Annotated in this window: 24 protein-coding genes; 11 read left to right on the forward strand and 13 right to left on the reverse strand. The window is 72.2% G+C overall.

Annotated elements, in window-relative coordinates; translation table 11 throughout:
- Position 1: 1 nt before the first annotated feature.
- The 9 genes from N787_RS06365 to tldD all read left to right on the forward strand — a co-directional run bounded on the left by N787_RS06365 (position 2) and on the right by tldD (position 10,912).
- On the forward strand, positions 2-493 hold the full coding sequence (locus tag N787_RS06365) for an LPS-assembly lipoprotein LptE (RefSeq protein ID WP_034211946.1): 492 nt from the start codon (positions 2-4) through the stop codon (positions 491-493).
- Complete coding sequence (holA, locus tag N787_RS06370) at positions 493-1,536, forward strand: DNA polymerase III subunit delta (RefSeq protein ID WP_034211820.1); 1,044 nt, start codon at positions 493-495, stop codon at positions 1,534-1,536. Before N787_RS06365 ends, holA begins: the two co-directional genes overlap by 1 nt.
- On the forward strand, positions 1,533-2,192 hold the full coding sequence (gene nadD, locus N787_RS06375) for a nicotinate-nucleotide adenylyltransferase (RefSeq protein ID WP_034211822.1): 660 nt from the start codon (positions 1,533-1,535) through the stop codon (positions 2,190-2,192). Before holA ends, nadD begins: the two co-directional genes overlap by 4 nt.
- Positions 2,193-2,223: 31 nt before the next feature.
- Complete coding sequence (rsfS, locus tag N787_RS06380) at positions 2,224-2,625, forward strand: ribosome silencing factor (protein WP_034211824.1); 402 nt, start codon at positions 2,224-2,226, stop codon at positions 2,623-2,625.
- Between the two features lie 148 nt (positions 2,626-2,773).
- Positions 2,774-3,244, forward strand: a complete 471-nt coding sequence (gene rlmH / locus N787_RS06385) for a 23S rRNA (pseudouridine(1915)-N(3))-methyltransferase RlmH (protein WP_034211826.1) — start codon at positions 2,774-2,776, stop codon at positions 3,242-3,244.
- Positions 3,245-3,317: 73 nt separating this feature from the next.
- Entirely contained in the window at positions 3,318-3,887 is a 570-nt protein-coding gene (locus tag N787_RS06390; RefSeq protein WP_034211828.1) for a Maf family protein, read from the forward strand.
- Between the two features lie 13 nt (positions 3,888-3,900).
- Positions 3,901-5,379: a ribonuclease G gene (rng, locus tag N787_RS06395; protein WP_034211830.1), complete on the forward strand. Its 1,479-nt coding sequence runs from the start codon at positions 3,901-3,903 to the stop codon at positions 5,377-5,379.
- Between the two features lie 7 nt (positions 5,380-5,386).
- Complete coding sequence (locus tag N787_RS06400; RefSeq protein WP_034211832.1) at positions 5,387-9,193, forward strand: YhdP family protein; 3,807 nt, start codon at positions 5,387-5,389, stop codon at positions 9,191-9,193.
- Positions 9,194-9,469: 276 nt separating this feature from the next.
- Entirely contained in the window at positions 9,470-10,912 is a 1,443-nt protein-coding gene (gene tldD, locus N787_RS06405) for a metalloprotease TldD (RefSeq protein WP_034211833.1), read from the forward strand.
- A gap of 201 nt (positions 10,913-11,113) precedes the next feature.
- Here tldD and yjgA read toward each other — a convergent pair whose 3' ends face one another.
- The gene (gene yjgA / locus N787_RS06410) at positions 11,114-11,656 is read right to left on the reverse strand and encodes a ribosome biogenesis factor YjgA (RefSeq protein ID WP_034211835.1); all 543 of its coding nucleotides are present in this window, start codon (positions 11,654-11,656) and stop codon (positions 11,114-11,116) included.
- A 35-nt stretch (positions 11,657-11,691) separates the two neighbouring features.
- Here yjgA and pmbA point away from each other — a divergent pair, with 35 nt between their 5' ends.
- Together pmbA and N787_RS06420 are read left to right on the forward strand one after the other, a co-directional pair.
- On the forward strand, positions 11,692-13,050 hold the full coding sequence (pmbA, locus tag N787_RS06415; RefSeq protein WP_034211838.1) for a metalloprotease PmbA: 1,359 nt from the start codon (positions 11,692-11,694) through the stop codon (positions 13,048-13,050).
- 100 nt (positions 13,051-13,150) lie between these two features.
- A complete protein-coding gene (locus N787_RS06420) occupies positions 13,151-13,486 on the forward strand; it encodes a DUF4870 domain-containing protein (RefSeq protein WP_052575208.1) in 336 nt (111 codons plus the stop codon).
- Between the two features lie 19 nt (positions 13,487-13,505).
- Here the strand turns inward: N787_RS06420 and N787_RS06425 are convergent, their stop codons facing one another.
- The 12 genes from N787_RS06425 to lpxD all read right to left on the reverse strand — a co-directional run bounded on the left by N787_RS06425 (position 13,506) and on the right by lpxD (position 26,317).
- Positions 13,506-14,384 carry a polyprenyl synthetase family protein gene (locus N787_RS06425; RefSeq protein ID WP_034211843.1) on the reverse strand — a complete coding sequence of 293 codons (879 nt, stop codon included), beginning with the start codon at positions 14,382-14,384 and terminating at the stop codon, positions 13,506-13,508.
- Positions 14,374-14,631 carry an exodeoxyribonuclease VII small subunit gene (locus N787_RS06430; protein WP_034211845.1) on the reverse strand — a complete coding sequence of 86 codons (258 nt, stop codon included), beginning with the start codon at positions 14,629-14,631 and terminating at the stop codon, positions 14,374-14,376. The genes N787_RS06425 and N787_RS06430 overlap by 11 nt, the downstream gene beginning before the upstream one ends.
- A 32-nt stretch (positions 14,632-14,663) precedes the next feature.
- On the reverse strand, positions 14,664-15,959 hold the full coding sequence (tilS, locus tag N787_RS06435; protein WP_034211847.1) for a tRNA lysidine(34) synthetase TilS: 1,296 nt from the start codon (positions 15,957-15,959) through the stop codon (positions 14,664-14,666).
- Positions 15,960-15,994: 35 nt separating this feature from the next.
- Entirely contained in the window at positions 15,995-16,954 is a 960-nt protein-coding gene (locus N787_RS06440) for an acetyl-CoA carboxylase carboxyltransferase subunit alpha (protein WP_034211849.1), read from the reverse strand.
- 100 nt (positions 16,955-17,054) lie between these two features.
- A complete protein-coding gene (dnaE, locus tag N787_RS06445; RefSeq protein WP_034211850.1) occupies positions 17,055-20,573 on the reverse strand; it encodes a DNA polymerase III subunit alpha in 3,519 nt (1,172 codons plus the stop codon).
- A gap of 114 nt (positions 20,574-20,687) precedes the next feature.
- On the reverse strand, positions 20,688-21,314 hold the full coding sequence (locus tag N787_RS06450; protein ID WP_034211852.1) for a YkvA family protein: 627 nt from the start codon (positions 21,312-21,314) through the stop codon (positions 20,688-20,690).
- A 182-nt stretch (positions 21,315-21,496) separates the two neighbouring features.
- Positions 21,497-22,129, reverse strand: coding sequence for a YkvA family protein (locus tag N787_RS06455; RefSeq protein WP_156968932.1), 633 nt, complete (start codon positions 22,127-22,129; stop codon positions 21,497-21,499).
- 115 nt (positions 22,130-22,244) lie between these two features.
- Positions 22,245-22,835, reverse strand: a complete 591-nt coding sequence (rnhB, locus tag N787_RS06460; protein ID WP_034211857.1) for a ribonuclease HII — start codon at positions 22,833-22,835, stop codon at positions 22,245-22,247.
- The gene (lpxB, locus tag N787_RS06465; RefSeq protein ID WP_245593979.1) at positions 22,832-24,028 is read right to left on the reverse strand and encodes a lipid-A-disaccharide synthase; all 1,197 of its coding nucleotides are present in this window, start codon (positions 24,026-24,028) and stop codon (positions 22,832-22,834) included. Before lpxB ends, rnhB begins: the two co-directional genes overlap by 4 nt.
- A gap of 16 nt (positions 24,029-24,044) precedes the next feature.
- On the reverse strand, positions 24,045-24,815 hold the full coding sequence (gene lpxA, locus N787_RS06470; protein ID WP_034211859.1) for an acyl-ACP--UDP-N-acetylglucosamine O-acyltransferase: 771 nt from the start codon (positions 24,813-24,815) through the stop codon (positions 24,045-24,047).
- Position 24,816: 1 nt separating this feature from the next.
- On the reverse strand, positions 24,817-25,281 hold the full coding sequence (gene fabZ / locus N787_RS06475; protein ID WP_034211861.1) for a 3-hydroxyacyl-ACP dehydratase FabZ: 465 nt from the start codon (positions 25,279-25,281) through the stop codon (positions 24,817-24,819).
- A gap of 13 nt (positions 25,282-25,294) precedes the next feature.
- On the reverse strand, positions 25,295-26,317 hold the full coding sequence (lpxD, locus tag N787_RS06480) for a UDP-3-O-(3-hydroxymyristoyl)glucosamine N-acyltransferase (protein ID WP_052575209.1): 1,023 nt from the start codon (positions 26,315-26,317) through the stop codon (positions 25,295-25,297).
- Between the last annotated feature and the right edge of the window lie 5 nt (positions 26,318-26,322).

Genomic DNA, 26,322 nt, shown 5'->3' on the forward strand with positions numbered 1-26,322 from the left:
GATGCAGCGTCTACTGGTCCTGGTCTGCCTGCTCGCGGTCGCCACCGCCTGCGGTTTCCGCCCGCGCGCCTCGCTCGCGCTCGCCGACGAGCTCGGCCCGGTGAAGGTGTCCACCAGCGATCCCTACAGCCCGCTGGGCCAGGGGCTGTCGGTGGCGCTCACCCGCGCCGGCGCCGCGCCCGCCGTCGAAGGCCAGCCGTCCGCGCAGCTGCGCGTGCTGTCCGAGTCGCTCGGCACCCGCCCGCTGGCGCTCGACCGCCTGGCCCAGGTGCGCGAGTACGAAACCACCTATCGCGTCCGCTTCGACCTGGTCGGCGCCGACGGCGCCGTGCGGGTGCCGGCCCAGGACGTCGAGCTGTCGCGCGAATACACCTACGACAGCGTCGCCTCCGCCGGCAGTCCGGCCGAGCAGGCCCTGATCCAGGACGAGCTGCGCCGCGAGATGCAGGCCGCGATCCTGCGGCGCCTGGACGCGGTGCTGCGCGCCGACTGATGGAGCTGCGCGCCGACCGCCTGGAGCGCCAGCTCGCCGGCGAGCCGCTGCGCCCGGTTTACCTGGTGGCCGGCGGCGAACCGCTGCTGGTGCAGGAGGCCGCCGACGCCATCCGCGCCCGCGCCCGCGAGGAGGGCTACACCGAGCGCGAGGTCTACGACGCCGAGGGCAGCTTCGACTGGAACACGCTCAGCCGCGGCATGGCCTCGCTGAGTCTGTTCGCCAGCCGCCGCGTGTTCGACCTGCGCCTGCCCACCGGCAAGCCGGGCAAGGACGGCAGCGAGGCGATCCGCGAGTACTGCGAAAACCCGCCGCCCGACACCGTGCTGCTGATCACCGCGCAGGACTGGAGCAAGGCCCACGCCGGCAAGTGGAGCGAGGCGATCGCGAAGGCGGGCCATTTCCTGCCGATCTATCCGCTGAAGACGCACGAACTGGGCGACTGGCTGCAGCGCCGCCTGCGCGGCCGCGGCCTGGTGGCCACGCCCGACGCCGTGCAGCGGCTGGCCGACCGGGTCGAGGGCAACCTGCTGGCGGCCGCGCAGGAGGTGGACAAGCTGGCGCTGCTGGTCGGCACCGGCCGCGGCGCCGCGGCGCAGGCGATCGACGAGGCGCAGATGGAGCAGCTGGTCGCGGACTCCTCGCGTTTCGACGTGTTCAAGCTGGTGGATGCCGCGCTGGCCGGCGATGCCGCGCGCGCGGTGCGCATGCTGGCCGCGCTGCGCGCCGAGGGTGACCAGGTGGCGGGCCTGATGCCGATGGTCGCGAAGGAGGTGCTGGCGCTGTGCGCGCTCGCCCGCGCGGCGGAGTCCGGCAACGTGATGTCGGCGATGCGCGACGCGCGGGTCTGGGACAGCAAGCAGGCGATGTACCGGCGCGCGATCGAGCGGCATCCGCCCTCGCGCTGGGAGGCTTTCGTGGCCGAGTGCGGCGCCATCGACCGCGCCGCCAAGGGCCGCGGCGGCGGCGATCCCTGGCTGCGCCTGGAGCGGCTGCTGGCGGCGATCGCCGACGCGCGCGCGCGCGGCCTGCTGGCGTCGTGACGCTGGCGCTCTACTACGGCGGCACCTTCGACCCGGTCCATGCCGGCCACCTGGCTGTGGCGCGGGCGGTGCGCGAGGCCTTCGGCACCGCCCCGGCCTTCGTGCCCGCCGCCGATCCGCCGCATCGCCCCGCGCCCGGCGCCAGCGCCGCCCAGCGCACCCGGATGCTGGAGCTGGCCCTGGCCGGCGAGCCCGGGTTCCGCATCGACACCCGTGAACTGCGGCGCGAGGGGCCGTCCTGGACGGTGCGCACGCTGCGCGACCTGCGCGCCGAGGCCGGGCCCACCGCGGCCGTGGCCTGGGTGCTGGGCGCCGACGCCTTCCGCGGGCTGCCGACCTGGCATGAGTGGGAGGCGCTGCTGGGGCTGGCCCATTTCGTCGTCGCGGTGCGCCCCGGGCACGCGCTCGACCCGCTGCCGCCGGCGCTGTCCGCGGCCTGCGCCGGCCGCTGGCGCGAGGCTCCCGCCGACCTGGCGGCCGCGCCGGCCGGCCGGCTGTTCAGGCTGGACATGGCCCTGCACCCGGCCTCGGCCACGGAAGTGCGTCGCGGCCTCGCCGGGGCCGGCGGCCGCGCGGGCTGGCTGGACCCGGCAGTGGCGGCCTACATCGCCCGGGAAGGGCTCTACCGGGGCGGCCCGGGCCCGGCGGGCGTATAATGCGGCCCGTCTTTCCGATTCGAGCGCCACGTTGACCACCCAAGCCCACGTCATCAAGACCCAGATGCCCGACCCGGCCCCGTCGCCGGAAGCCATCCTCAAGCAGGTGCACCTGGCGCTGGAGGAAATGAAGGCCAAGGATGCCGTCGAGATCGACGTGCGCGGCAAGACCAGCATCGCCGACTACCTCGTCGTGGTCTCGGGCACCTCGACCCGCCACGTGAAGTCGGTGGCCGACGAAGTGGTCAAGTTCGCCAAGAAGTGCGGCGTGATGCCGCTGGGCGTGGAAGGCGAGCGCGAGGCGGAGTGGGTGCTGGTCGACCTGGGCGACGTCATCGTCCACGTCATGCTGCCCCGCGTCCGCGAGTTCTACGCCCTCGAGCGCCTCTGGACCGTCGGCGACCAGCCGCCCGAAGACTCCGCGACGGTCTAGTCCTCGCGCTGGCAGGCGCTTCGTATCTAACGCGGATCAAAGCGGATGCACGCGGATAAGAGCGGATGAATTCCTTGTTCAGTCAATCCGCTTTTATCCGCGTGCATCCGCCTTTATCCGCGTTCATTCCCCTGGCGCCCCATCACCGATGAAGGCCCGGCTGATCGCGGTGGGGGAGCGGGCGCCGGAGTGGGTGGCCGCGGGGTTTGGTGAGTACCAGAAGCGCTTGTCGCACTGGTTGCCGCTGGAGCTGGTGGAGGTGGCGCCGGGGATGCGCGGCAAGGGCCGCGATGCCGCGCGGGCCATGGCCGAGGAGGGTGAGCGCGTGCTGGCGGCGGTGCCGCGCGGCGCGCATGTCGTCACCCTCGATGGCCGCGGCAAGCCGTATTCCTCCGAGCAGCTGGGGCAGCGCCTGGAACACTGGCGCCAGCAGGGCCGCGACCTGGCCTTCCTGGTCGGCGGGCCCGAGGGGCATTCGCCCGAAGTGATCGCCGCGGCCGGCGAAAGCTGGTCGCTCGGGCCGCTGACGCTGCCGCACATGCTGGTGCGGCTGGTGCTGGCCGAACAGCTCTACCGCGCCGCCAGCCTGCTCGCCAACCACCCCTACCACCGCGCCTGACGCGACCGGCTGCCCGCTGAAGCCTCCCGCCGGGGAACTGCCCGCGGACGGTGCCAGCGGCTATGCTTGGGCGATGCTCTATCTCGCCTCGCAATCCCCGCGCCGCCGCGACCTCCTGGCCCAGTTGGGCCTCGCGTTCGGCCTGCTCGACGTGGACGTTCCCGAACAGCGCCTGCCCGGCGAACCGCCCGATGACTACGTCCGCCGCGTCGCCCGCGAAAAGGCCGGCGCCGGCCTGCTGGCGGTGGTCGCGAACAAGGACGCGGTGGTGCTCGGCGCCGACACCGAAGTGGTGCTGGGCGACCAGGTGTTCGGCAAGCCGGCCGACGCCGACGACGCCGCGCGCATGCTGCGCATGCTCTCGGGCCGCACCCACCGCGTGGTGTCCAGCGTCTGGCTGGTGAGCGCCGGCCGCGAGGCGAACGCCACCTGCGTCTCCGAGGTCCGCGTCGAGCCGCTCGACGAGGCGATGATCGCCGCCTACGTGGCCACCGGCGACTGCTTCGGCAAGGCCGGTGCCTACGCCATCCAGGGCCGCTTCGGCGCCCACGTCGCCCACCTCGCCGGCAGCTACACCGGCGTGATGGGACTGCCGCTGCACGAAACCGCGCGCCTGCTGCGCGGCTTCGGGCTCCTGCACTGAACCGGGGAACCGCGTGTCCGAGGAAATCCTGATCAACGTCACCCCGCGCGAGACCCGCGTCGCGGTGGTCGAGAACGGCATGCTGCAGGAACTGCACATCGAGCGCGCCTCGCGCCGCGGCGTGGTCGGCAACATCTACAAGGGCCGCGTGCAGCGGGTGATGCCCGGCATGCAGGCGGCCTTCGTCGAGATCGGGCTGGACCGCGCGGCGTTCCTGCACGCCTCCGATATCCTCAAGCCGGCGCTGGCCGGCGAGGGCGACGACGCGCCGCCGCCGCCCGGTCCGCCGCCGACCATCAACTCGCTGGTGCACGAAGGCCAGGAGATCGTGGTGCAGGTGGTCAAGGACCCGATCGGCAGCAAGGGCGCGCGGCTCACGACCCAGCTCTCGATCCCGTCGCGCTATCTGGTCTTCCTGCCGCACTCGCGCGTGCTGGGCGTGTCGGCCCGCATCGAGGACGAGGCGCAGCGCGCGCGGCTCAAGGCCCTGATGGCGTCGCTGGCGAACGGCTCGGGCCAGGGCTACATCGTGCGCACCAATGCCGAGGGCCAGCCCGACGAGGCGCTGGCCGAGGACGTGGCCTACCTGCAGCGCGCCTGGGGCGTGATCCGCGCCGCCAGCGCCAGCACCCGGGTCGGCCAGCGCATCTACGAGGACCTGGCGCTGCCGCTGCGCGCGGTGCGCGACCTGATGCGCAAGGACGTGGACAAGGTGCGGGTGGATTCGCGCGAGGCCTTCGAGAAGCTCACGACCTTCGCCAACCAGTTCATGCCCGACCTGGCCGAGCGCATCGAGCACTACGCCGGCGAGCGGCCGATCTTCGACCTCTACGGCGTCGAGGACGAGATCCTGCGGGCGATGCAGAAGGAGGTGCCGCTCAAGTCCGGCGGCCACCTCATCATCGACCAGACCGAGGCGATGACCACGGTGGACGTCAACACCGGCTCCTTCCTTGGCCAGCGCAACCTCGAGGAAACGGTGTACCGCACCAACCTCGAGGCCGCGCAGGCGGTGGCGCGCCAGCTGCGGCTGCGCAACCTCGGCGGCATCATCATCATCGACTTCATCGACATGACCGACGACGAGCACCGGCGCCAGGTGCTGCGCACGCTCGAGAAAGGCCTGCTGCACGACCATGCGCGCACCTCGGTGCACGAGTTCTCGCCGCTGGGCCTGGTGGAGATGACGCGCAAGCGCACCACCGAGAGCCTCGAGCGCCAGCTCTGCGAGCCCTGCCACGAATGCGGCGGCCGCGGCACGCTGAAGACGCCGGAAACGCTGACCTACGAGATCTTCCGCGAGATCACCCGCGCCGTGCGCCAGTTCGAGGCCTCGCAGCTGCTGGTGATCGCGTCGCCGCGGGTGGTGACCAAGATCACCGAGGAGGAATCCGCCGCGGTGGCCGAGCTCGAGGAGTTCCTGGGCAAGTCCATCCGCTTCCAGGCCGACGAGCAGTACGCGCAGGAACAGTACGACGTGGTCCTGCTCTGAGCCGCGGATGAGTTCGCCGCTGCGCCGCCGGATCCGCCATGCCCGCCGTTTCACCGGCTACGGGCTGCTGGTGCTGCTGATCCTCGCGGCCACCCTGGTCGGCGGCCTGAACCAGCTGCTGCCGCTGGTCGAGCGACACCCGGACAAGATCGCCGGCTGGCTGTCGGAACGGCTGCGCCAGCCGGTTGCCTTCGACGCCGCGCGCGGCGAGTGGACCCGGCGCGGGCCGCGCTTCACGCTCGACGGGCTGCGCATCGGCCCCGAAGGCCGCCGCCTCGACATCGGCCGCGCCGAACTGCTGGTGGCGGTGTACTCGGGCCTGCTGCCCGGCGCGCCGCTGACCGAACTCAAGGTGCGCGAGCTTTCGCTGGTGCTGGAGCAGGGCGAGGACCGCCGCTGGCGCATGGTCGGCCTGCCGTTCCAGCCCGATCCGGCGGTCGATCCGCTCGACACGCTCGAAGCGCTGGGCGAACTGCAGGTGGAACGCGCCAACCTCGCGGTGCGCTCGCCCGCCTTCAAGCGCGAACTGCGGCTGCCGCGCGTCGACCTGCGCCTGCGCGTCGGCGGCGATCGCCTGCTCGCCGGCGTGCGCGCCTGGGCCGATCGCGAGGGCACGCCGCTGCAGGCCGTCGCCGACCTCGAGCGCGGCACCTGGTCGGGCCTGCTCTGGGCCGGCGGCAAGCCGCTGGCGCTGGAGGAATGGTCGCCGCTGCTGGCCGACACCGGCATGGTGGTGGCCGGCAAGGGCGCGGTCGACCTCTGGGCGCGTATCGATACCCAACGGGTCATGGACGTGCGCGTCCGCGCCCAGCTCGCGCCGATCGCGCTGGTGGCGCGCACGCCCTGGCACCGCGACGGCGGCGACGCGCTGTCGTCGCCGCCGGTGGCCTTCGAGCGCGCCGACCTGCTGGCGCGCTGGCAGGCCGACGCGAACGGCTGGCAGCTGCACGCGCCCGAGCTGCACTTCCACGAGGGCGGGCGGCGCGAACCGCACAGCTTCGATGGCCTGTGGCTGGCCGGCGGCGAGCGCTTCGCGCTGCAGGCGCCGCGCATGGACCTGGCCCCGGCGCGCGCGCTTGCCACCCTGGCCCCGGCCGTGCCCGCCGGCCTGCGCCAGTGGCTGCACGAGGCGGCGCCCGACGGCGTGCTGCACCACGTGCAGGTGCAGGGCCGCGAGGGCGACTGGTCCGGCTCGGCGCGGATCGACGCCGTGGGCTGGGCGCCCTACGGCGGCCAGCCGGGCGTGCAGGGCCTGGGCGGCAGCGTCGCCTACGACCAGGACGGCGGCGTGCTGCGCCTGGCCGAGGGGCCGGCGCGTTTCGACTGGCCGAAGTTCCGCCAGCCGCTGGATTTCCGGCTGGGCGGCACGCTGGGCTGGTGGCGCGAGGGTGGGCTGTGGACGGCGGGCGCCAGCGACCTGCGCATCCGGGGTGCCGATTTCGGGGCGCGGCTGCGCGCCGAGCTGCATTTCCCCGGCGAGGCCCGGCGGCCGCGGGTAGACCTCGCGGCGATCGTGGATCCGTCGCCGGTGCCGGCCGCCGGCAAGTTCTGGGTGCAGGGCAAGATGCCGCCCACGACCATCGAGTGGCTCGACCGGGCGCTGCTCGACGGCTCGGTCGAACAGGGCCGCGCCGTGCTCGCCGGCGACCTGGCCGACTGGCCGTTCCGCAACGGCGAGGGACGCTTCGACGCCCGCGCCCGCGTCTCGCAGGCGCGCGTGGCCTTCAATCCCGAGTGGCCGGACGCCGAGGCGATGGACCTCGACGTCGCCTTCGACGGCCCGGGCATGACGCTCGAGGGCCAGGGCATGATCCTGGGCAACCGCGTGCGCCGGGTGGCGGGCGGCATCGCCGACTTCCGCGACCCGCGGCTGGTGCTCGACATCGAGGCGCCCGCCGACGGCGCTTCGCTGCAGGCGCTGATGCTGGAGAGTCCGCTGCGCGCGCGCTTCGAGGAGCACCTGCTCAACGCCAGCATCCGCGGTCCGGCCGAAGTGCGGCTGTCGCTCGACCTGCCGCTGGCCGCGCGCCTGGGCGGCCGCCGCATCGACGGCACCATCGACCTTGCCGGTGCGCGCCTGTCCGATCCGCGCTGGGACATCGACCTGCAGGCAGTGAACGGGCGCACGCGCTTCAGCGACCGCGGCTTCATCGCCGACGCCCTCGAGGTCGAATTCGAGGGCGAGCCCGCGCGCTTCAGCCTGATGGTCGGCGCGGACTACACCGGTGACGCCGCGCTGGCGGCCCGCGCCAGCCTGGTTGGCGCGTTCCCGGCCCAGAAGCTGATCGCGAGGCACCCGCCGCTGGCCTGGCTCGACCCGTGGCTGGTCGGGCGCAGCACCTGGACCGTGGCGGTGGACATCCCGCAGTCGGCGCCGGGCGCGGCGGCGGCGCCCTCGCGGCTGTCCATCAATTCCGACCTGGTCGGCACCGCCGTGGCGCTGCCGGCGCCGCTGGCCAAGCCGGCGGAGGCGCGCTGGCCGCTGCGGCTGCAGGCGCCGCTGCCGCTCGCGGGGGGCGAAGTGCGCATGCAGCTCGGCGACACCCTGCGCCTGCGCGGGCGCATGGGCAGCGACGATGCGATGGGCGGCCTGCTGCTGTTCGGGCCGGGCGAGGAGCCGCCGCTGCCGCAGCAGGGCCTGGTGGCGCTGGGCCGCACCGAAACCCTGGACGCCGCCGGCTGGATCGCGTTCGCGGCGAAGGGCGAGGGTGCCGGCGGCTTGCGCGAAGTGGACCTGCGCGTCGCCAACCTCGACTTGCTCGGCTCCCGTTTCGCCGACACCCGCCTGCAGCTGCGGCGCGAGACCGAGCGCACGCGCCTGTCGCTCGAGGGCCCCGCGGTGGCGGGCGAGATCGACATCCCGCGCGATCTGGCCCAAGGCATCGACGGCCGCTTCGCGCGCCTGCACTGGCCGGAGAAGCCCGAGCCCACGCCCGAGCAACGGGCGACGCTCGAGGCCGGCCGCAGCGACGACCCGGCCAAGCTGCCGCCGCTGCGCTTCCGGGTGCAGGACCTGCGGCTGGGCCAGCTGGCGCTGGGCGTGGCCGAGCTCGAGGCGCAGCCAATGCCCGAGGGCCTGCGCATCGACCGTTTCGACACCACCTCGGACGCCTTGCAGCTGCGCGCGCGCGGCGAATGGCTGCGCGCCGGCGAGGGCAGCAGCCGCTCGCGCTTCGCGGTCGACTTCGGCGCCGACAGCCTGGGCGACATGCTCGGGGCTTTCGGGCTTGCCGGCATGGTCGAGGACGGCGAGACCCGCGGCCGGCTCGAGGGTGACTGGCCGGGTTCGCCCGGCGCCTTCGCGCTGGCGCGTTTCGAAGGCAAGCTGTCGGTCGAAGTGGGCGAGGGCCAGCTGCTCGAGGTCGAGCCCGGCGGCGGCGGGCGCGTGCTCGGCCTGATCAGCCTCGCCGAGATCCCGCGCCGGCTCAGCCTCGACTTCAGCGATTTCTTCGAGAAGGGCTTCGGCTTCAACACCATGCAGGGCGAATTCGTGTTCGCCGACGGCCGCGCCAGCACCGACCTGCTGCAGATCAACGGCCCCGCCGCCGAGATCCGCGTCAGCGGCTCGACCGACCTGCGCGCGCAGCAGTACGACCAGCGCATCGAGGTGCTGCCCAAGGCCGGCGGCGTGCTGCCCGCGATCGGCGCGATCGCCGGCGGCCCGGTGGGCGCCGCGGTCGGCGCGGTCGCGCAGGCCGTGCTGCAGAAACCGCTCAAGCAAGCCGCGCGCACGGTGTACCGGGTGACCGGGCCGTGGAAGGAGCCGGTGATTGAAGTGGTGGAGAAGGGGCCGCCGGTGGCCGGCGGGGACTAGCGAGCGAGGAGCTTAGGAAATAGTGGATAGGAGGTAGGAGGTAGGAGGTAGTGGGTGGCTCGGTGAGGTTTCCGGGGGGATGGGAACTAGTGAAGAGGAAACAGGAACCAGTGGAAGAGGACGCCGCATCGGATCAGCCGCGCGAACGCCGCTTCTCACTATCTCCTAACTCCTCTTCACTATTTCCTCGCTTTTCCCGTCTTCCACCCCTTGATCACCCCACCCATCCCCCACATCTGTCACCCTGATCATCACTCCCGCACGTCGCCCACGCCCATGACCGACACCCTGCAACTCGCCCAATCGCGCCTGCTCACGCCGGGCGGCCTCGGCCTCGATGGCCTGGACGCGGCCTTCGGGCGGCTGATGGGGCCGGGCGTGGATTACGGCGATCTGTATTTCCAGCACAGCCGGCGCGAGGGCTGGAGCCTGGAGGACGGCATCGTCAAGGACGGCTCGCATTCGATCGAGCAGGGCGTCGGCGTGCGCGCGGTGAGCGGCGAGAAGACCGGCTTCGCCTATTCCGACGACATCCGCGCCGATGCGCTGCTCGAATCCGCCTCGGCCGCGCGCGCGATCAGCCGCAGCGGCGGCCAGTCGGCGGGCGGCCAGCGCGTCGTGGTGCGCGGGCGCGAACTCTATGCGCCGGTGGACCCGATCGACGGCATGGCCACGGACGAGAAGATCCACGCGCTTCGCGAGGTCGACCAGTGGCTGCGCGCGCAGGATCCGCGCGTCAAGCAGGTGGTCGTGAGCCTCTCCGGTGGCGTCGACACGGTGCTGGTGGCGCGCAGCGACGGCACGCTCGCGTCCGACGTGCGGCCGCTGGTGCGCTTCAACGTGCAGGTGATCGTCGAGCACGACGGCCGCCGCGAGCAGGGCTACTCCGGCGCCGGCGGCCGCTATTCCTATGCCGAGCTGTTCTCCGGCGGGCGGCCGCGCGCGGTGGCGAAGGAAGCACTGCGCCAGGCGCTGGTCAACCTCGAGGCCGTCGACGCGCCGGCCGGCACGCTGCCGGTGGTGCTGGGCCCGGGCTGGCCGGGCGTGCTGCTGCATGAGGCGGTGGGCCATGGCCTCGAGGGCGACTTCAATCGCAAGGGCACCTCGGTCTACGCGGGCCGCATCGGCGAACGCGTGGCGGCACCGGGCGTCACCATCGTCGACGACGGCACGCTGGCGGCGCGCCGCGGCTCGCTCAACGTCGACGACGAGGGCACGCCCACGCAGTGCACCACGCTGATCGAGGACGGCATCCTGCGCGGCTATATCCAGGACACGCTCAACGCCCGGCTGATGGGCGTGGCGCCGACCGGCAACGGCCGCCGCGAGAGCTTCGCGCACCTGCCGATGCCGCGCATGACCAACACCTACATGCTGGCCGGCGACTACGACCCGGCCGAGATCATCGCCTCGGTTAAGAAGGGCCTGTACGCGCCGAACTTCGGCGGCGGCCAGGTCGACATCACCAGCGGCAAGTTCGTGTTCTCGGCCACCGAGGCCTACCTGATCGAGGACGGGAAGATCACCCGGCCGGTGAAGGGCGCCACCCTGATCGGCAACGGCCCCGAGGCCATGACCCGCGTCAGCATGGTCGGCCGCGACCTCGAACTCGACCAGGGCGTCGGCATCTGCGGCAAGGACGGCCAGTCGGTCCCCGTCGGCGTCGGCCAGCCCACCCTCAAGATCGACGCCATGACCATCGGCGGCACGCGTGCCTGATTTTTCCGGCGCTTCGGTCGCTGGCGCGGTTGAACGCGGATCAGAGCCGATGCGCGCGGATAAAAGCGGATTGAGCCATTGAAAAACCCAAGGCCAAAAAACCCATCTTCATCCGCTCTTATCCGCGTGCATCCGCTTTTATCCGCGTTCGGACACCTGGCCCACAGTCTTCGCGGCGCGATCCCGCGGAGCCACCCGGCCTCACTCGCCAGAGCCGTCGCCGGAGGCGGCGAGGAGGGTGCGGAGTTCGCGGAAGAGTTCGCGGTAGGCGTGCGGGGGTTTGTTCTTCAGGCGTTCCTGGTGCGCGTTGCGGGCGAGCTGGCGCAGGTGCTGGCGGTCGGCGTGCGGGTGGCTGGCCAGCAGCTCCGAGAGCGCTTCGTCGCCGTCCTCCACCAGCTTGTCGCGCCAGTACTCGACCTCGTGCAGGGCCTGCGCCTCGCGGCGGCCTTCGGCCTTGTCGTGGTCCAGCGCCGCGCGGATCACCTGCAGCGCCTCGTCGTCCTGCCGCCGCATCTGCTTGGCCAGGAAGTGGATCTGCCGCTTGCGCGCGATCTGCGAGGTGATCTTCTTCGAGGCGATCACCAGCGCCAGCAGGTCCTCGTCCATCGGGATCTGCTGCAGCCGCGCGTCGCTCTCGCCGACCAGCTTCATGGCCAGGTCCAGCACCGCCAGCGCCTCGCGGCGCTGCTCGCTGCGGCTCGGGCCGTAGTCGTGTTCCTCGTCTTCGAAGTCTTCTTCGTGCATCGTCCATCACCGTCCTGGAGCGAAAGGATACGCCCATGCAGCCCCTGACCGCAGCTTCCGATGATTCCCTGGCCCGGATGGACCGCCTGTCCGGCCTGGCCCGCGAGGTCCTGGACCAGTGCGCGCGCCTCGGCGCCAGCCAGGCCGAGGTGACCATGAACGAGGACGCCGGCCTGTCGGTGAACGTCCGCATGGGCGAGGTCGAAACCGTGGAGCGCACCCGCGACCGCGGCGTCGGCCTCACCGTGTACTTCGGCCAGCGCAAGGGCAGCGCCAGCACCGCCGACCTGCAGCCCGACAGCCTGCGCGCCACCGTCGAGCAGGCCTGCGCGATCGCGCGCCACACCGAGGCCGACCCGGCCGCCGGCCTGGCCGATGCCGAACGCATGGCCACCGACCTGCGCGAATTCGACGGCTGGCACCCGTGGCCGCTGGATGCCGACCGCGCCATCGCGCTCGCGCTGGAGGCCGAGGCCGCCGGGCGCGGCGCCGACGCCCGCATTTCCAATTCAGACGGCGCCGGTGCCTACAGCAGCGAGAGCGTGTCGGTGTATGCCAACAGCCACGGCTTCCTCGGGGCCGAGCGCGGCACCAGCCATTCGCTGAGCGTGTCCCTGATCGCCGGCAGCGGCGACGGCATGCAGCGCGACTACTGGTACACCAGTGCGCTCTCGCCCGACGACCTCGAGGCGCCGGTGCAGGTCGGCCGCCGCGCCGCCGAACGCACGCTCCGGCGCCTGGATCCGCGCCCGATCCGCACCGGCGAGTACCCGGTGCTGTTCGCGCCCGAGATGGCGCGCAGCCTGATCGGCCACCTGCTCGGCGCCGTGTCCGGCGGCGCGCTGTACCGGCGCGCCAGCTTCCTGCTCGACCATGCCGGCAAGCAGATCCTGCCGCCGTGGTTCGCCATCTCGGAGCGGCCGCACAAGCCACGCGGCATCCGCTCCTCGGCCTTCGACGCCGAGGGCGTGGCGACGGTGGATTCCGACCTGGTGCGCGACGGCATCCTGCAGCGCTACGTGCTGGGCAGCTATTCGGCCCGCAAGCTGGGGCTCAGGAGCACCGGCAACGCCGGCGGCGTCAACAACCTCGACGTCGCCGCCAACGCCAGCGGGCTCGAGGACATGGCCCGGGCCATGGGCCGCGGCCTGCTGGTCACCGAGCTGATGGGGCAGGGGGCCAACACCGTCACCGGCGACTATTCGCGCGGCGCCGCGGGCTTCTGGGTCGAGGGGGGCGAGCTGGCGCACCCGGTCGACGAACTCACCATCGCCGGCCGCCTGCCGGAGATGTTCCTGGCCATCGAGGCGGTGGGCGCGGACGTCGACCGGCGCTCGCACGTTTCGGTCGGTTCGATCCTGGTCGGGCGGATGATGGTGGCCGGGGAGGCCTGATCCTGCGTTGCCTTGACAGCCCCTTCACAAGCCCGGAAATTACCCGGGCCAAGGCGCCCCCGGCGCCAGCAAACCAAGCATCCAATCGAAGGGGAATCGAATGAACGACGTGCAAGCCGAAGACAAAACCCTCGCCCTGATCACCCACCTGTCGGGCATCATCGCCGGCTTCATCGTTCCGCTGATCATCTGGCTGATCAACAAGGACAAGGCCGACAAGGCCTGGCTCACCGGCCAGTCCAAGGAAGCGCTGAACTTCCAGATCACCGTGCTGCTGGCCTGGATCGTGGCCGTGGTGCTGAGCTTCCTGCTGATCGGCTTCCTGCTCTACCCGGTGATCCTGATCGGCAACATCGTGTTCTGCATCCTGGCCGGCATCAAGGCCAACAACGGCGAGAGCTACCGCTACCCGGTCGCCATCCGCCTGGTCAGCTGAGCCCCGCGGGTCGCGCGGGTCAGCTGGCCCGCGCGACCGCGAATTCGGCGAGCCGGCGCAGTGCGCCGGCCTCGTCGCCAAGCGGCCCGAGGGCCGCTTTTGTTTTTTCCGCCAGCTCCGCCAGCAGCGCCTTCGAGCGGGCCATGCCCAGCAGGGCCGGGTAGGTGGATTTTTCCTGAGCCTGGTCCTTGCCCGCGGTCTTGCCGAGCTGGGCGCTGTCGCCTTCGACGTCGAGGATGTCATCGCGGATCTGGAAGGCGAGGCCGAGCGCGCTCGCGTAGTCGTCCAGCCGCGCCAGCTTGCCGGCATCGGCGCCGCCCGCCAGCCCGCCCATGCGCACCGCGGCGCGGATCAGCGCGCCGGTCTTGAGCGCGTGCAGCCGCTCGAGTTGCACCACCTGCAGTTGCCGGCCGGTGGCGTCGATGTCGAGCGCCTGCCCGCCGCACATGCCCGGGGCACCGGCGGCGCGCGCCAGCGACTGCAGCCAGGCGACGCGCAGCGCGGCGTCCGCCGGCGCGTCGGCCAGGACTTCGAAGGCCAGCGCCTGCAGCGCGTCGCCGGCGAGGATGGCGGTGGCTTCGTCGAAGGCGACGTGCACGGTAGGCCGGCCGCGGCGCAGCGCGTCGTCGTCCATCGCCGGCAGGTCGTCGTGCACCAGCGAGTAGGCGTGCACCAGTTCGACCGCGGCGGCCGGCGCATCGCACAGGGATTCATCGGCGCCGGTGGCGGCGCCGGCGGCGTAGACCAGCATCGGGCGCAGGCGCTTGCCGCCGCCCAGCACCGCGTGGCGCATGGCCGCGTGCAGGCGTTCCGGCGAATCGTTGGCCGGGGGCAATGCGCTTTCGAGGCGGGCTTCGACGCGCTGCAGCCAGCGCGCCGCGGCCGGATCAAACGGCATCGGGCTGGAACGGCTGGCCGCTGTCGGGATCGGCCGGGTCGCTGAGCAGGCGCACGCGCAGTTCGGCCTGCTCCAGCGCGCCCTGGCACTGGCGATAAAGGCCGACGCCGCGCTCGTACGCCGCGAGGGAATCATCGAGCGAGAGGTCGCCCTTCTCCATCTTCTGCACCAGCTGCTCGAGCTCGTCGAGCGAGGTCTCGAACTGGGCGACGGGGGACGGCGGCGATGCGGGGGTCTTGGCGGCCATGCGCGGAGTTTGCGGGGCGAGGCAGCGGGTGGTCAACGTTGCCGCGGCGGTGCCGGCGACCGCAGGCGCAGGCAGGCGCCGCGGGCGGCCAGCCAGTCGTGCAGCGGCGCCGCGATGGCGACGTCGCCGGCGGCCAGCAGCTCGCCGCCGGGGCCCGACAGCAGCGGCAGCCGCGCACGCAGCCAGGGCGGCAGGCCGAGCTCCTGCAGCACGTGCTTGAGTTCGCTGGAATGCGCACGGCCCGGCAGCACCAGGCGTTCGCCACCCTGGCGCGCATGCACGCGCAGCGGCGCGTCGAAGGCAGCCGCGGGCGAGAGCGACAGCACGTCGCCGGTGGGCAGGACCAGCGGCGAGCGGCCATCCCAGGGCTTCGAGAAGTCTTCGGGCAGCGGCGGCAAGGCTGGGCCCGCGTACAGCAGGTCCCGCCAGCGCCGCACCGCCGCGCCGGACCAGGCGAACGCCGGCTCGCCGTCTTCCTGTGCCGGCAGCACTTCATCGGCGATCGCGCGCAGGCCGGCGGGCGGCAGCGGCGGCAGGTCGAGCTCGCGCACCCAGCGGCGCAGCACGCGGTCGCGCCAGTCCGGCGCCAGTGCCTCCAGCGCGGGAACCGACAGGGTGGCCGGATCCACGCCCTGCACCCGGGCCAGCCGGCGCGCGTCTTCACCCGCGAGCAGGTCGGCCTGGCCCGCGAGCAGGGACGCACTGCGCGCCAGCCCCGCCGCGGCGCCCGGCCAGCGACCGGTGAGCCGCGGCATCACCTGGCGGCGCAGGAAGTTGCGGTCGGCGTGGTCGGTCGCGTTGCTGGGGTCTTCGATCCAGTCCAGGCCATGGTCGCGCGCGTAGCGGGCCAGCGCCTCGCGCGGCTGGTCCAGCAGCGGCCGCCAGAGCCAGCCGGCGCCGAAGCGGCGCAGCGGCCGCATCGCCGCCAGGCCGTCGCCGCTGCCGCGCAGCAGGCGCAGCAGGATGGTCTCGGCCTGGTCGTCGCGGTGGTGGGCGAGGGCGACCCGCTCGCCGGGCACCAGGCCGTCCGCGAGGGCGTCATGGCGCGCCGCGCGCGCGGCCGCCTCCAGGCCGTCGCCGGCGTCGCGCACGGCCACGCGGCGCGATTCGAAGTCGATGCCCAGCCGGGCGCAGGTCTCGGCGCAGCGGGCCGCCCAGGCGGCGGAACCGGGCTGCAGGCCGTGGTCCACATGCATCGCCCGCAGCCCGCTGGCGCGCACCGCCGGGCTGGCCGCCAGCCAGTGCAGCAGAACGGTCGAATCCAGGCCGCCGCTGAAGGCGACGCGGACGGGGCAACCGGGGCACGGAGGCGGCGAATCCAGGGGCATGCGACGTTCCGCCCGGCCCGGCTGCCGCGGCGCGGTCAGGCGGCCTCGTAGGCGCCGTAGCTGCGCAGGCGCTGGTAGCGGTTCTCGAGAAGCTGAGGGATCTCGACGCGGTCCAGCACCGCCAGCTCGGACTGGATCAGCTGCTTGAGCGTGGCCGCCATCGCGGCGGGATCGCGGTGGGCGCCGCCCAGCGGCTCAGGCACGATCTTGTCGACCAGCCCGTGCTCGAACAGGCGCTTGGCGGTCAGGCCCAGGGCCTCGGCCGCGTCGCGGGCCTTGTCGGCGGACTTCCAGAGGATCGAGGCGCAGCCTTCCGGCGAGATCACCGAGTAGGTGCTGTATTCGAGCATCAGCGTGCGGTCGCCGACGCCGATCGCCAGCGCGCCGCCGGAGCCGCCTTCGCCGATCACGGTGCAGATGACGGGGATCTTCAGCTCGGCCATTTCCAGCAGGTTGCGGGCGATGGCCTCGGACTGGCCGCGCTCCTCGGCGCCGACGCCGGGGTAGGCGCCCGGGGTGTCGATGAAGGTGAGCAGCGGCAGCTGGAAGCGCTCGGCCATCTTCATCAGGCGCAGCGCCTTGCGGTAGCCCTCGGGCCGCGGCATGCCGAAGTTGCGCTTGATCTTGGCCTTGGTGTCGCGGCCCTTCTGCTGGCCGATCACCATCACGGCGCGGCCGTCCATGCGGGCCAGGCCGCCGACGATGGCGGCGTCGTCCGCGAACGCGCGGTCACCGGCCAGCTCGTGGAATTCCTCGAACATCAGGCCGATGTAGTCGTTGGTGTACGGCCGCTGCGGGTGCCGCGCCAGCTGCGAGATCTGCCAGGGCGTGAGCGCCTTGAAGATCTCGGCGGTGCGCGCGCGCAGCTTGTCCTCCAGGCCCTTGACCTCGGTTTCGATGTTGACCGCGGGGCCGGTGCTGGCCTTGCGCAGCTCCTGGATCTTGGCGTCCAGTTCGGCGATGGGCTGTTCGAAATCGAGGAAGTTCGGATTCATGCGGTGTCTCGGTTCAGACGCCCCAGCTTGGGCCGGGCAGTCTAGAGCAAAGGGTCTAGGGCGGCGATTCTATCGCCCCCGGCCCGCCGGCGGGAGGCGGTCAGCCGCCCTGTTGCCAGGGGCGGTGGAGGTGGAGGGTGACCTGGCTGACGCCGGGCAGGGCGCGCAGCTGGCTGATCAGCTCGGGCTCGGTGCGGACGCCCTCGCTGCCGTTGACGTCGATCGAGCCCCGGGCCCTCGCGGGCGTGAGCATGTCCAGGCGCAGCGGCGTGGCGCCGGGCCGGAAGCCCGCCAGCACCTGCTGCAGGCGGTCCCAGGTGCCCTGCGCGCGCAGGTCGACGGTGAGCGCCAGCCGGCGCGCGTGCTGGGCGCACAGCGCGCGGAAGTCCCAGCACTGGCGCGCGCGCAGCACGAAGCCGCCGCTGAACTGGTCCTCGGCCAGGTTGCCCTCGACCAGCAGGATGCGGTCGCGCGAGAGCAGGTGCGCGCATTCCGCGAAGGCCTCGCGGAAGAAGGCGACCTCGAGCTGGCCGCGGCCGTCCTCGATGCGCGCGAAACCCATGGTGTCGCCGCGCCGGCGCGTCGCCGTCACGATGCCGGCCAGCACCACGGCCGCTTCGCCGCGGCGGTCCTTCTTCGCGCTCCAGAGCGAATCGAGGTCGGCCAGGGTGACGCCCACCAGCGACTGCAGTTCGCCGCGCCAGGGGTCGAGCGGATGCCCGCTGAGGTAGTGGCCCAGCGTCTCGCGCTCGCCCAGCAGCTTGGTTTCCAGCGGCCAGTCGGGCACCTCGGGCAGGTCGAGGTGGATCCCGGGTTCCGCGCCGCCGCCGCCGAACAGCGACACCTGGCCGGCGGCGCGTTCGCGCGCCAGCTGTTCGGTGGCCTTGATCACCTCGGGCAGCTGCAGCATCAGCGAGGCGCGGTTGGCGCCGAGTGCATCCAGCGCGCCGGCGTTCACCAGCGCCTCGAGCACGCGCCGGTTGAGCTTGGACGAATCCACCCGCCTCAGGAAATCGAGCAGGTCGCGGAACGGCCCGCCGGACTGGCGCGCCTCGACGATGGATTCGCAGGCGCCGCGGCCGACGCCCTTCACCGCGCCAAGGCCGTAGCGCACGGTCTTCGGGTCCAGCGCGACGAACATGTAGTCGGATTCGTTGACGTCGGGCGCCAGCACCGACAGCCCGATCTCGCGCGATTCCTCCAGGAAGGTCACCACCTTGTCGGTGTTGTCCATGTCGGAGGACATCGTCGCGGCCATGAATTCGGCCGGGTGGTGCGCCTTCAGCCACGCGGTCTGGTAGGCCACCAGCGCGTACGCGGCGGAGTGCGACTTGTTGAAGCCGTAGTCCGCGAACTTCTCCATCAGGTCGAAGATCGGGCTGGCGACGCTGGCGGCGATGCCCTGCGCCTCGGCGCCGGCCTCGAACTTGACGCGCTCCTTGGCCATCTCCTCGGGCTTCTTCTTGCCCATCGCGCGGCGCAGCAGGTCGGCGCCGCCGAGCGAGTAGCCGGCCAGGACCTGGGCGATCTGCATCACCTGTTCCTGGTAGACGATCACGCCGTAGGTGGGCTTGAGGATGGCCTCGAGCAGCGGATGCGGATAGCTGACGTCGGCGCGGCCGTGCCGGCGGTCGATGAAGTCGTCCACCATGCCCGCGCCCAGCGGACCGGGTCGGTACAGCGCGGCCAGCGCGATCAGGTCCTCGAAGTGCGCCGGCTGGAGCTTCTTGATGTACTCCTTCATGCCGCGCGATTCGAACTGGAACACCGCGGTGGTCAGGCCCTTGGACAGCAGCGCGTAGGTCTGCGGGTCGTCGAGCGGCAGCGACAGGATATCGAGCGGGGGCACGTCGGCGCGCTTGCGCCGGACGTTGATGGCCTTCACCGCCCAGTCGATGATGGTGAGCGTGCGCAAGCCCAGGAAGTCGAACTTCACCAGGCCCACGGCTTCGACGTCGTCCTTGTCGAACTGCGTGACCACCGACTTGGCGGTCTCGCCCTTGGCCACGTGTTCGGCGAACAGCGGGCTGAAGTCGGTCAGCGGCGTCGGCGCGATCACCACGCCGCCGGCGTGCTTGCCGGCGTTGCGGGTGAGGTCTTCCAGGCTGCGCGCCAGGTCCACCAGGTCGCGCACGTCGTCCTCGTCGCGGTAGCGCTGGATCAGCTCGGAGGAGGCGAGGTCGGCGTTCTTCTTAGCGGCCTCGCTCAGGCCCAGCGCGTCGTCGAGCGTGACGCCCAGCGTGAGCGGGATGAGCTTGGCCACCGAATCCACGAAGCCGTACGGATAGCCCAGCACGCGCCCGCAGTCGCGGATCGCCGCCTTCGCCGCCATCGTGCCGTAGGTGATGATCTGGCTGACCTTGTCGCGGCCGTACTTGTGGCCGACGTAGTCGATCACCTCGTCGCGCCGGTCCATGCAGAAGTCGATGTCGAAGTCGGGCATCGACACGCGTTCCGGGTTCAGGAAGCGCTCGAACAGCAGGTCGTAGCGGATCGGGTCGAGGTCGGTGATGCCCAGCGCCCACGCTACCAGCGAGCCGGCGCCCGAGCCGCGGCCCGGGCCGACCGGGATGTCGTTGCGCTTGGACCAGTTGATGAAGTCCGCGACGATCAGGAAGTAGCCCGGGAAGCCCATCTTGCAGATGACGTCGAGCTCGGTGTCCAGGCGCGCGCGGTAGCCGGCGGCGTCGTGGCCCGGCGCGACTTCGAATTTTGCCAGCCGGCCGTCGAGGCCGCGGTGCGACTCCTCGCGGATCCAGCTGTCGAGCGTGTGGCCCTCGGGCACCGGGAAATCGGGCAGGTAGTACTTGCCCAGGCTCAGCTCGAGGTTGCAGCGCTTGGCCAGCTCGACCGTGTTTTCCAGCGCCTCGGGCAGGTCGGCGAACAGCTCGGCCATTTCCTCCGGCGACTTCAGGTACTGCTCGCGGCTGTAGTCGCGCGGCCGCTTGGGATCGTCGAGCACGCGGCCGGTGGCGATGCACACGCGCGCCTCGTGCGCGTCGAAGTCGTCGGGCGACAGGAAGCGCACGTCGTTGCTGGCTAGCAGCGGCAGGTCGTGGTGGCCGGCCAGCGCCACCGCCGCGGCGTTGAAGGTCTCCTCGCCGTCGCGCCCGGTGCGAGTGAGTTCCAGGTACAGGCGATCGGGGAAAGCGGCGCGCCATTCACCCAGCAGGCGCCCGGCCTGTTCCTCGCGGCCCGCGGCCAGCAGCTGGCCGAGCAGGCTTTCGCGCCCGGCGATGGCCACCAGGCCGGCGCAGTCGCGGTACAGCCAGTCGGGTTCGATCGCCACGTAATCGCCGGCGTGGCCTTCGAGGAAGGCGCGGCTGATCAGCCGCGACAGCGCCAGGTAGCCGCTGCGGTCCTGGCACAGCAGGGTCAGCCGCGAGGGCGGGCCGCCGTCGCCGGCGAGCCAGAGGTCGGCGCCCGCCACCGGCTTGAGGCCGGCGGGCTCGGCGGCCTTGTAGAACTTCACCAGCGCGAACAGGTTGCTGGTGTCGGTGACCGCCACCGCGGGCATGCCCAGCGCCGCGCAGCGCCCGACCAGCTCCGGGATGCGGATGGTCGAGTCGGTGAGCGAATACTCGCTGTGCAGGTGCAGGTGGACGAAGCTTGGCGTCATGCCGGGGACCGATGGCCGACCGGCAGTTTACCCCGAGGGTGGGGGCGGACAAGGCTTGACAGTCCCTGTTGCCAGGCCCTGCCGCCCGCCCCGTGAAACCCGCCGCGCGGCGGTTCAGCCGACGCGGAACAGCGGCTGCAGCGGCTCGCCGCCGATGTAGTGGCGGGCGCGGACCTGGCGCCGCTGCTGGAGCAGCGCGACCTCGGCCAGACAGGCGGTTTCCCAGGCCAGTCGGCGTTCAAGCGGGGTGCCGCGCGGGCGCTCGTCGGCGCGGAAGCGGCAGAAGTCGCCGTAGTCGGTCGTTTCGTCGGCGAACGCCGGCCAGGCCAGCTCCACCAGCAGCGCATCGTCGAGCTGGCCGAGCAGCGGCTGGGTGTCGGGGATCAGGTCGTCCACCTGCTGCAGGTAGCTGATCAACATGCGCGCGCGTTCCCGGGTGTCCACGCACACGTCCCAGTCGCTGTCGTTGAGCATGCGGCGCAGGTGCTCGGCGCGCGCCAGGCGCTCGGACAGGATCGCGATGGCATGCTCGCGCGGCTGGTCCTGCAGCCAGCGCGCCAGCGTGACCAGCTGGTCGGCGCTGACGCGCGGGGCGTTGGGTGCGATCTGGGCGAGCAGCTGGTTGAACTGCTGGACGGCGGCATCGCACAGTTCGATCTTCCCGACCTGGCGGCGGCGCGAATCACGCGATTCCGGCGGCAGCGGCAGGTCGAGCGGGGCGGGGTCGTGGCGGGCGTTCATGGTGGTTTCCCGGTCTGGCCGCGGGCCACCGGAACCATTCCGGGGCAGGCGCACATCCTCTGGGATGCGCGGCCAGCATGGACCGTTGCAGCGCGCGCCACGACGCCCTGAAGTCAGCGTGACGTCCGGGCTAATTCAGCGTCGCGACAGCTTCGCGCGACGCGATGCGATGCGCCGCTGCCTTACACCACGCGCAGGCCGCCGGTGCTGGGGCCGAACTCGACGTAGTGCTGGCTGCGCACGCGGTGCAGTTGCTCCCACAGCGCGCCTTCCTCCATCCGCGCGGCCAGCCAGTCGTCGCGGCCCGGGTGGCCGCCGAAATGCGCGCCGGACTCGTCGCGGAACCGGCAGAAGTCGCGGAAGTCCTCGAGCTCCTCGGCCACCATCGGCCACGCCAGCTCGACCAGCAGCGCGTCGTCGAGCCGGCCCACGCGCGGCAGGTCGTCGGGGATCAGGTCGCGCGGCTGCGAGACGTAGTCGAGCAGGCGGTAGATCCGCCGCGCCAGCGCCGGCTCGAGCCCCCAGTCGGGATCGACGGCGAGGTCGCGCAGTTCCTGCAGCCGGCCCAGGCGCGCCTGCAGCAGCGCCTCGGATTGCGCCGGCGGCAGCGCCACCAGCCAGCGCGCGACGCTGGCGATGGCGGCGGCCTCGACGTGCGGGGCGTCCGGATGCAGTTCGTGCAGCAGGGCATTGAAGTCGGCGACGGCCTGGGGGTCGAGCGTGACCGGGGCGTCGCGGGGATCGCCCATCAATCCTGCACGCGCGGCGTGCAGCGGCAGGGCGGGTGTCGCGGGGAGGGGGGCGTCGTGGCGCATGGCAGGCCTCGCTGCCGGCCGGTGGTAGGCGCTGCGCGTGGCTGGTCGGCGGGTGCCGCGGGCAGCCGCATCCGGCGGGATGCATCGCTTGGTCTACGCCTGCCCGGGGCGGCTGTCAAATGCCCGGCAGCGAGCTTGCGAGGCAGGCGCGCACCGGCGCGAAACTTCGCCGATGCTGCGGGCACGGGCCCAGCCGGCGCAGCGCGTCGAGGTGCTCGGGCGTGGGGTAGCCCTTGTGCAGCGCGAAGCCGTAGCCGGGATGCAGGGATTCGAGTTCGCGCATCAGCTGGTCGCGTGCGACCTTGGCCAGGATGGAGGCCGCCATGATCGCCGGTTCGCGCGCATCGCCCTTCACCAGCGCCTGCGCAGGGCAGGGCAGGCCGGGCGGAAGGCGGTTGCCGTCCACCAGCGCGAGCGTGGCGGCGGGCGACAGCGCGCGCACGGCGCGCGCCATGCCGGCCATCGTGGCGTGCAGGATGTTGAGGCGGTCGATCTCTTCGATCGGCACCAGCTCGAGGTGCCAGGCCAGCGCGCGTTCGCGGATCAGCGGCGCCAGCGCTTCGCGCCGCGTTTCACTCAGCGCCTTCGAATCGCCGAGGCCCGCGATCGGGCGCGAGGGATCGAGGATGACGGCGGCGACCGCGACGGGCCCCGCCAGCGGGCCGCGGCCGGCTTCGTCGACGCCGGCGACGCGCGCTGCGCTCACGGCGAGGCCAGCAGTTCGGCCACGGCGTCGGCCGCCGCGGACGAGGCGTCGCGGCGCAGCTTCAGGTGGATGTGCTGGTAGCGCGGCAGCAGCGCTGTGCGGGCATCGGGGCTGCGGAACCAGTGCATCACCGCTTCGGCCAGGTTCTCGGGCGTGCAGTCCTGCTGCATCAGCTCCGGCACGATCGGTTCGTTGGCCAGCACGTTGGGCAGGCTGTAGCGGTTCACGCGCATCATGCCCAGCAGCATCACGATGCGGTAGGTGAGCGCGGAGATGCGGTAGCCCACGACCATCGGGCGCTTGGCCAGCAAGCCTTCCAGCGCGGCGGTGCCGGACGCCAGCAGCACCACGTCGGAGGCGACCATGGCGTCGTGCGCCTTGCCGTCGGTGACCATGACGTTGGCCAGCGGCCGCGCCAGCAGGCCGTTCTCGATGGCGGCGCGGCACGCCGGGTTCGCGGCCGGCACCACCACGACCAGGCCCGGCACCTGCACGGTGACCCGGCGCGCGGCCTCGATGAATTCGGGGAACAGGCGGTCGATCTCACCCAGCCGGCTGCCGGGCAGCAGGGCCAGCACCGGCGCCTCGCCCGGCAGGCCCAGGCGCCCGCGTGCGGCGCCGCGGTCGGGCTCGAGCGGGAAGGCGTCGGCCAGCGGGTGGCCGACGAAGCGTGCGTCCACGCCGTGGCGTTCGTAGATCGGTGGCTCCATCGGGAACAGGCAGAGCACGCGGTCGGCGCTGCGGCCGATCTTCGCCGCGCGGCCTTCGCGCCAGGCCCACACCGACGGGCTGACGTAATGCACGGTGCGGATGCCGGCCTGCTTGAGCCGTCGCTCGAGGCCGAGGTTGAAGTCGGGCGCGTCCACGCCGATGAACACGTCCGGCCGCCACTGCAGCAGGCGCTGGTGCAGGGCCCGGCGCAGGCGCAGCAGGCGGGGCAGGTGCCGCAGCACTTCGGCCAGGCCCATCACCGCCAGCTCGGAGCAGTCGTGCCAGGTGTCCAGGCCGGCCGCGCGCAGGTGTTCGCCGCCGACGCCCGCGAATTCGGCCGTGGGGAAGCGCAGCCGCAGTTCGCGCACCAGGCCGGAGGCCAGCAGGTCGCCCGAGGCTTCGCCCGCGACGATGGCGATGCGAAGCTTCTTGCCGGCCGCGAGGGCCAGTTCCAGCGAAGGGGTCAGGGTGACGCCGGCCACGGCCGGTGCGCGCAGGTCAGCGCAGCAGGCCGCGCGCGCTGCGCTCGATGAACTCGAGCATCAGCCGCACGTCCTGCGATTCGGTGGCGCCCTGGGCCAGCTGCTCGCGGACCTCGGCCATCGGCTTGCCCGACATGTACAGCGCCCGGTAGGCGCGCTTGATCGCGGCGATGCGCTCGGCGTCGAAGCCCCGGCGCTTGAGGCCCTCGGCGTTGATGCCGCGCGGACCCGCGTACTTGTCGGCCACCATCACGAACGGCGGCACGTCGGCGTTGACCAGGCTGCCCATGCCGATGAAGGCGTGGTCGCCGATCTTGCAGAACTGGTGGATGGCCGCGAAGCCGCCCAGGATCACCCAGTCGCCGAGGACGGCGTGGCCGGCCAGCGTGGCGTTGTTGGCCAGGATGCACTGGTTGCCTACGATGCAGTCGTGGGCCACGTGCACGTAGGCCATGATCCAGTTGTCATCGCCGATGCGGGTGATGCCGCCGCCGTCGGCGGTGCCGCGGCTGATCGTGGTGAACTCGAAGATCGTGTTGCGGTCGCCGATCACCAGCTCGGTGCGCTCGCCGCGGAACTTCTTGTCCTGCGGGTCGTTGCCGATGGTGGCGTGGGCGTGGACGACGTTGCCGCGGCCCAGGCGGGTCGGGCCGGTGATGACGCAGTGCGGGCCGATGCGGCTGTCGTCGCCGATCTCGACCTCGGGGCCGATGACCGCGAACGCGCCGACCTGGACGTTCGCGCCCAGCCGCGCACCCGGATCAACCTGCGCACTCGGGTGGATCATGTCATTCCTTGCCTTCGGCGCAGAGGATCTCGGCACTGGCGACCACCTGGCCATCGACGCTGGCGGTGCAGTCGTACAGCGCCATGTTGCGGATCAGGCGCTTGACCCTGACTTCGAACTCGAGCTTGTCGCCCGGCACCACCATGCGGTTGAAGCGCGCGTTGTCCACCTTCACCAGGTAGAACAGCTTGCCTTCGCTGATCTTGTCGCGCGGCTGCGAGAGCTGGGTCAGCAGGCCGCCGGCCTGGGCCATGGCCTCGACCACAAGCACGCCCGGCATCACCGGACGGCCCGGGAAGTGGCCCTGGAAGAACGGCTCGTTGAAGGTGACGTTCTTGTAGGCCCGGATCCGCTGGTTCGGCTCCAGCTCGACCACCCGGTCCACCAGCAGGAAGGGATAGCGGTGGGGCAGCAGGTGCAGGATGCACGAGACATCCACGGGCAGCTTGATGGCGTCGTCGCTCATCGGGTTCCTTGCGTCAATCCTTGGACAGGGCGCCTATCTTACGCGCCAGCTGGTCCAATTGCCTGAAACGGGCGCCATTCCGGCGCCACTGGCGGCTTTCCTGCACCGGCATGCCCGAGGAATATTCCCCCGGCTCGGTGATCGACTGGGTCACCAGGCTCATGGCGGTGACGGTGACCCGGTCGCAGACCTCGAGGTGGCCGGTGATGCCCACCGCGCCGCCGATCAGGCAGTAGCTGCCGATGCGCGCGGAGCCGGCGATGGCGGTGCAGCCGGCGACCGCGGTGTGGGCGCCGATGCGGACGTTGTGGCCGACCTGGATCAGGTTGTCCAGGCGCACGTCCTCGGCCAGCACGGTGTCCTCGATCGCGCCGCGGTCGATGCAGGTGTTTGCACCGATCTCGCAGTCGTCGCCGACCACCACGCCGCCCAGCTGCGGCACCTTGATCCAGTGGCCGGCGTCCATCGCCAGGCCGAAGCCGTCGGCGCCCAGCACGGCGCCGGGATGCACGCGCACGCGCGCGCCCAGCCGCACCCGCGCCACCAGGGTCACGCGCGCCACCAGCACGCTGGCGGGGCCGACCACGCAGTCCTCGCCGACCACGCAGCCGGGGCCGAGCACGGCGCCGGCGGCGATGCGGCTGCGGGCACCGATGCTGCAGAACGGACCCACTTCGGCGCCGGCGTCGACCTCGGCGGTCGGGTCCACCGTGGCCAGGGCGTGGACGCCGGGCACGGGCGCGGCCGCCGGCTCGAACAGCGCGGCGATCCGGGCAAACGCGGTGTACGGGGATTTCGCGACCAGGCAGGGCACCGGGCAATCGCGGGCGTCGGCCGCGGAGACGATGACGGCGCTGGCGGCGGTGCCGGCCAGCTCGCTGCGGTAGCGGGGATTGGCCAGGAAGCTGACCTGGCCGGCGCGGGCACCCGCGAGGGTGCCGACGCCATCGATCAGGACGCTGCCGTCGCCGCGCAGTTCGAGCCCGAACCGGCCGGCGAGGCCGGCCAGGTCGAAGCGGGGCGGCTGCGCGGCCAGGGCGG

The organism is Arenimonas metalli CF5-1, from assembly GCF_000747155.1.
Classification (GTDB): Bacteria; Pseudomonadota; Gammaproteobacteria; order Xanthomonadales; family Xanthomonadaceae; genus Arenimonas; species Arenimonas metalli.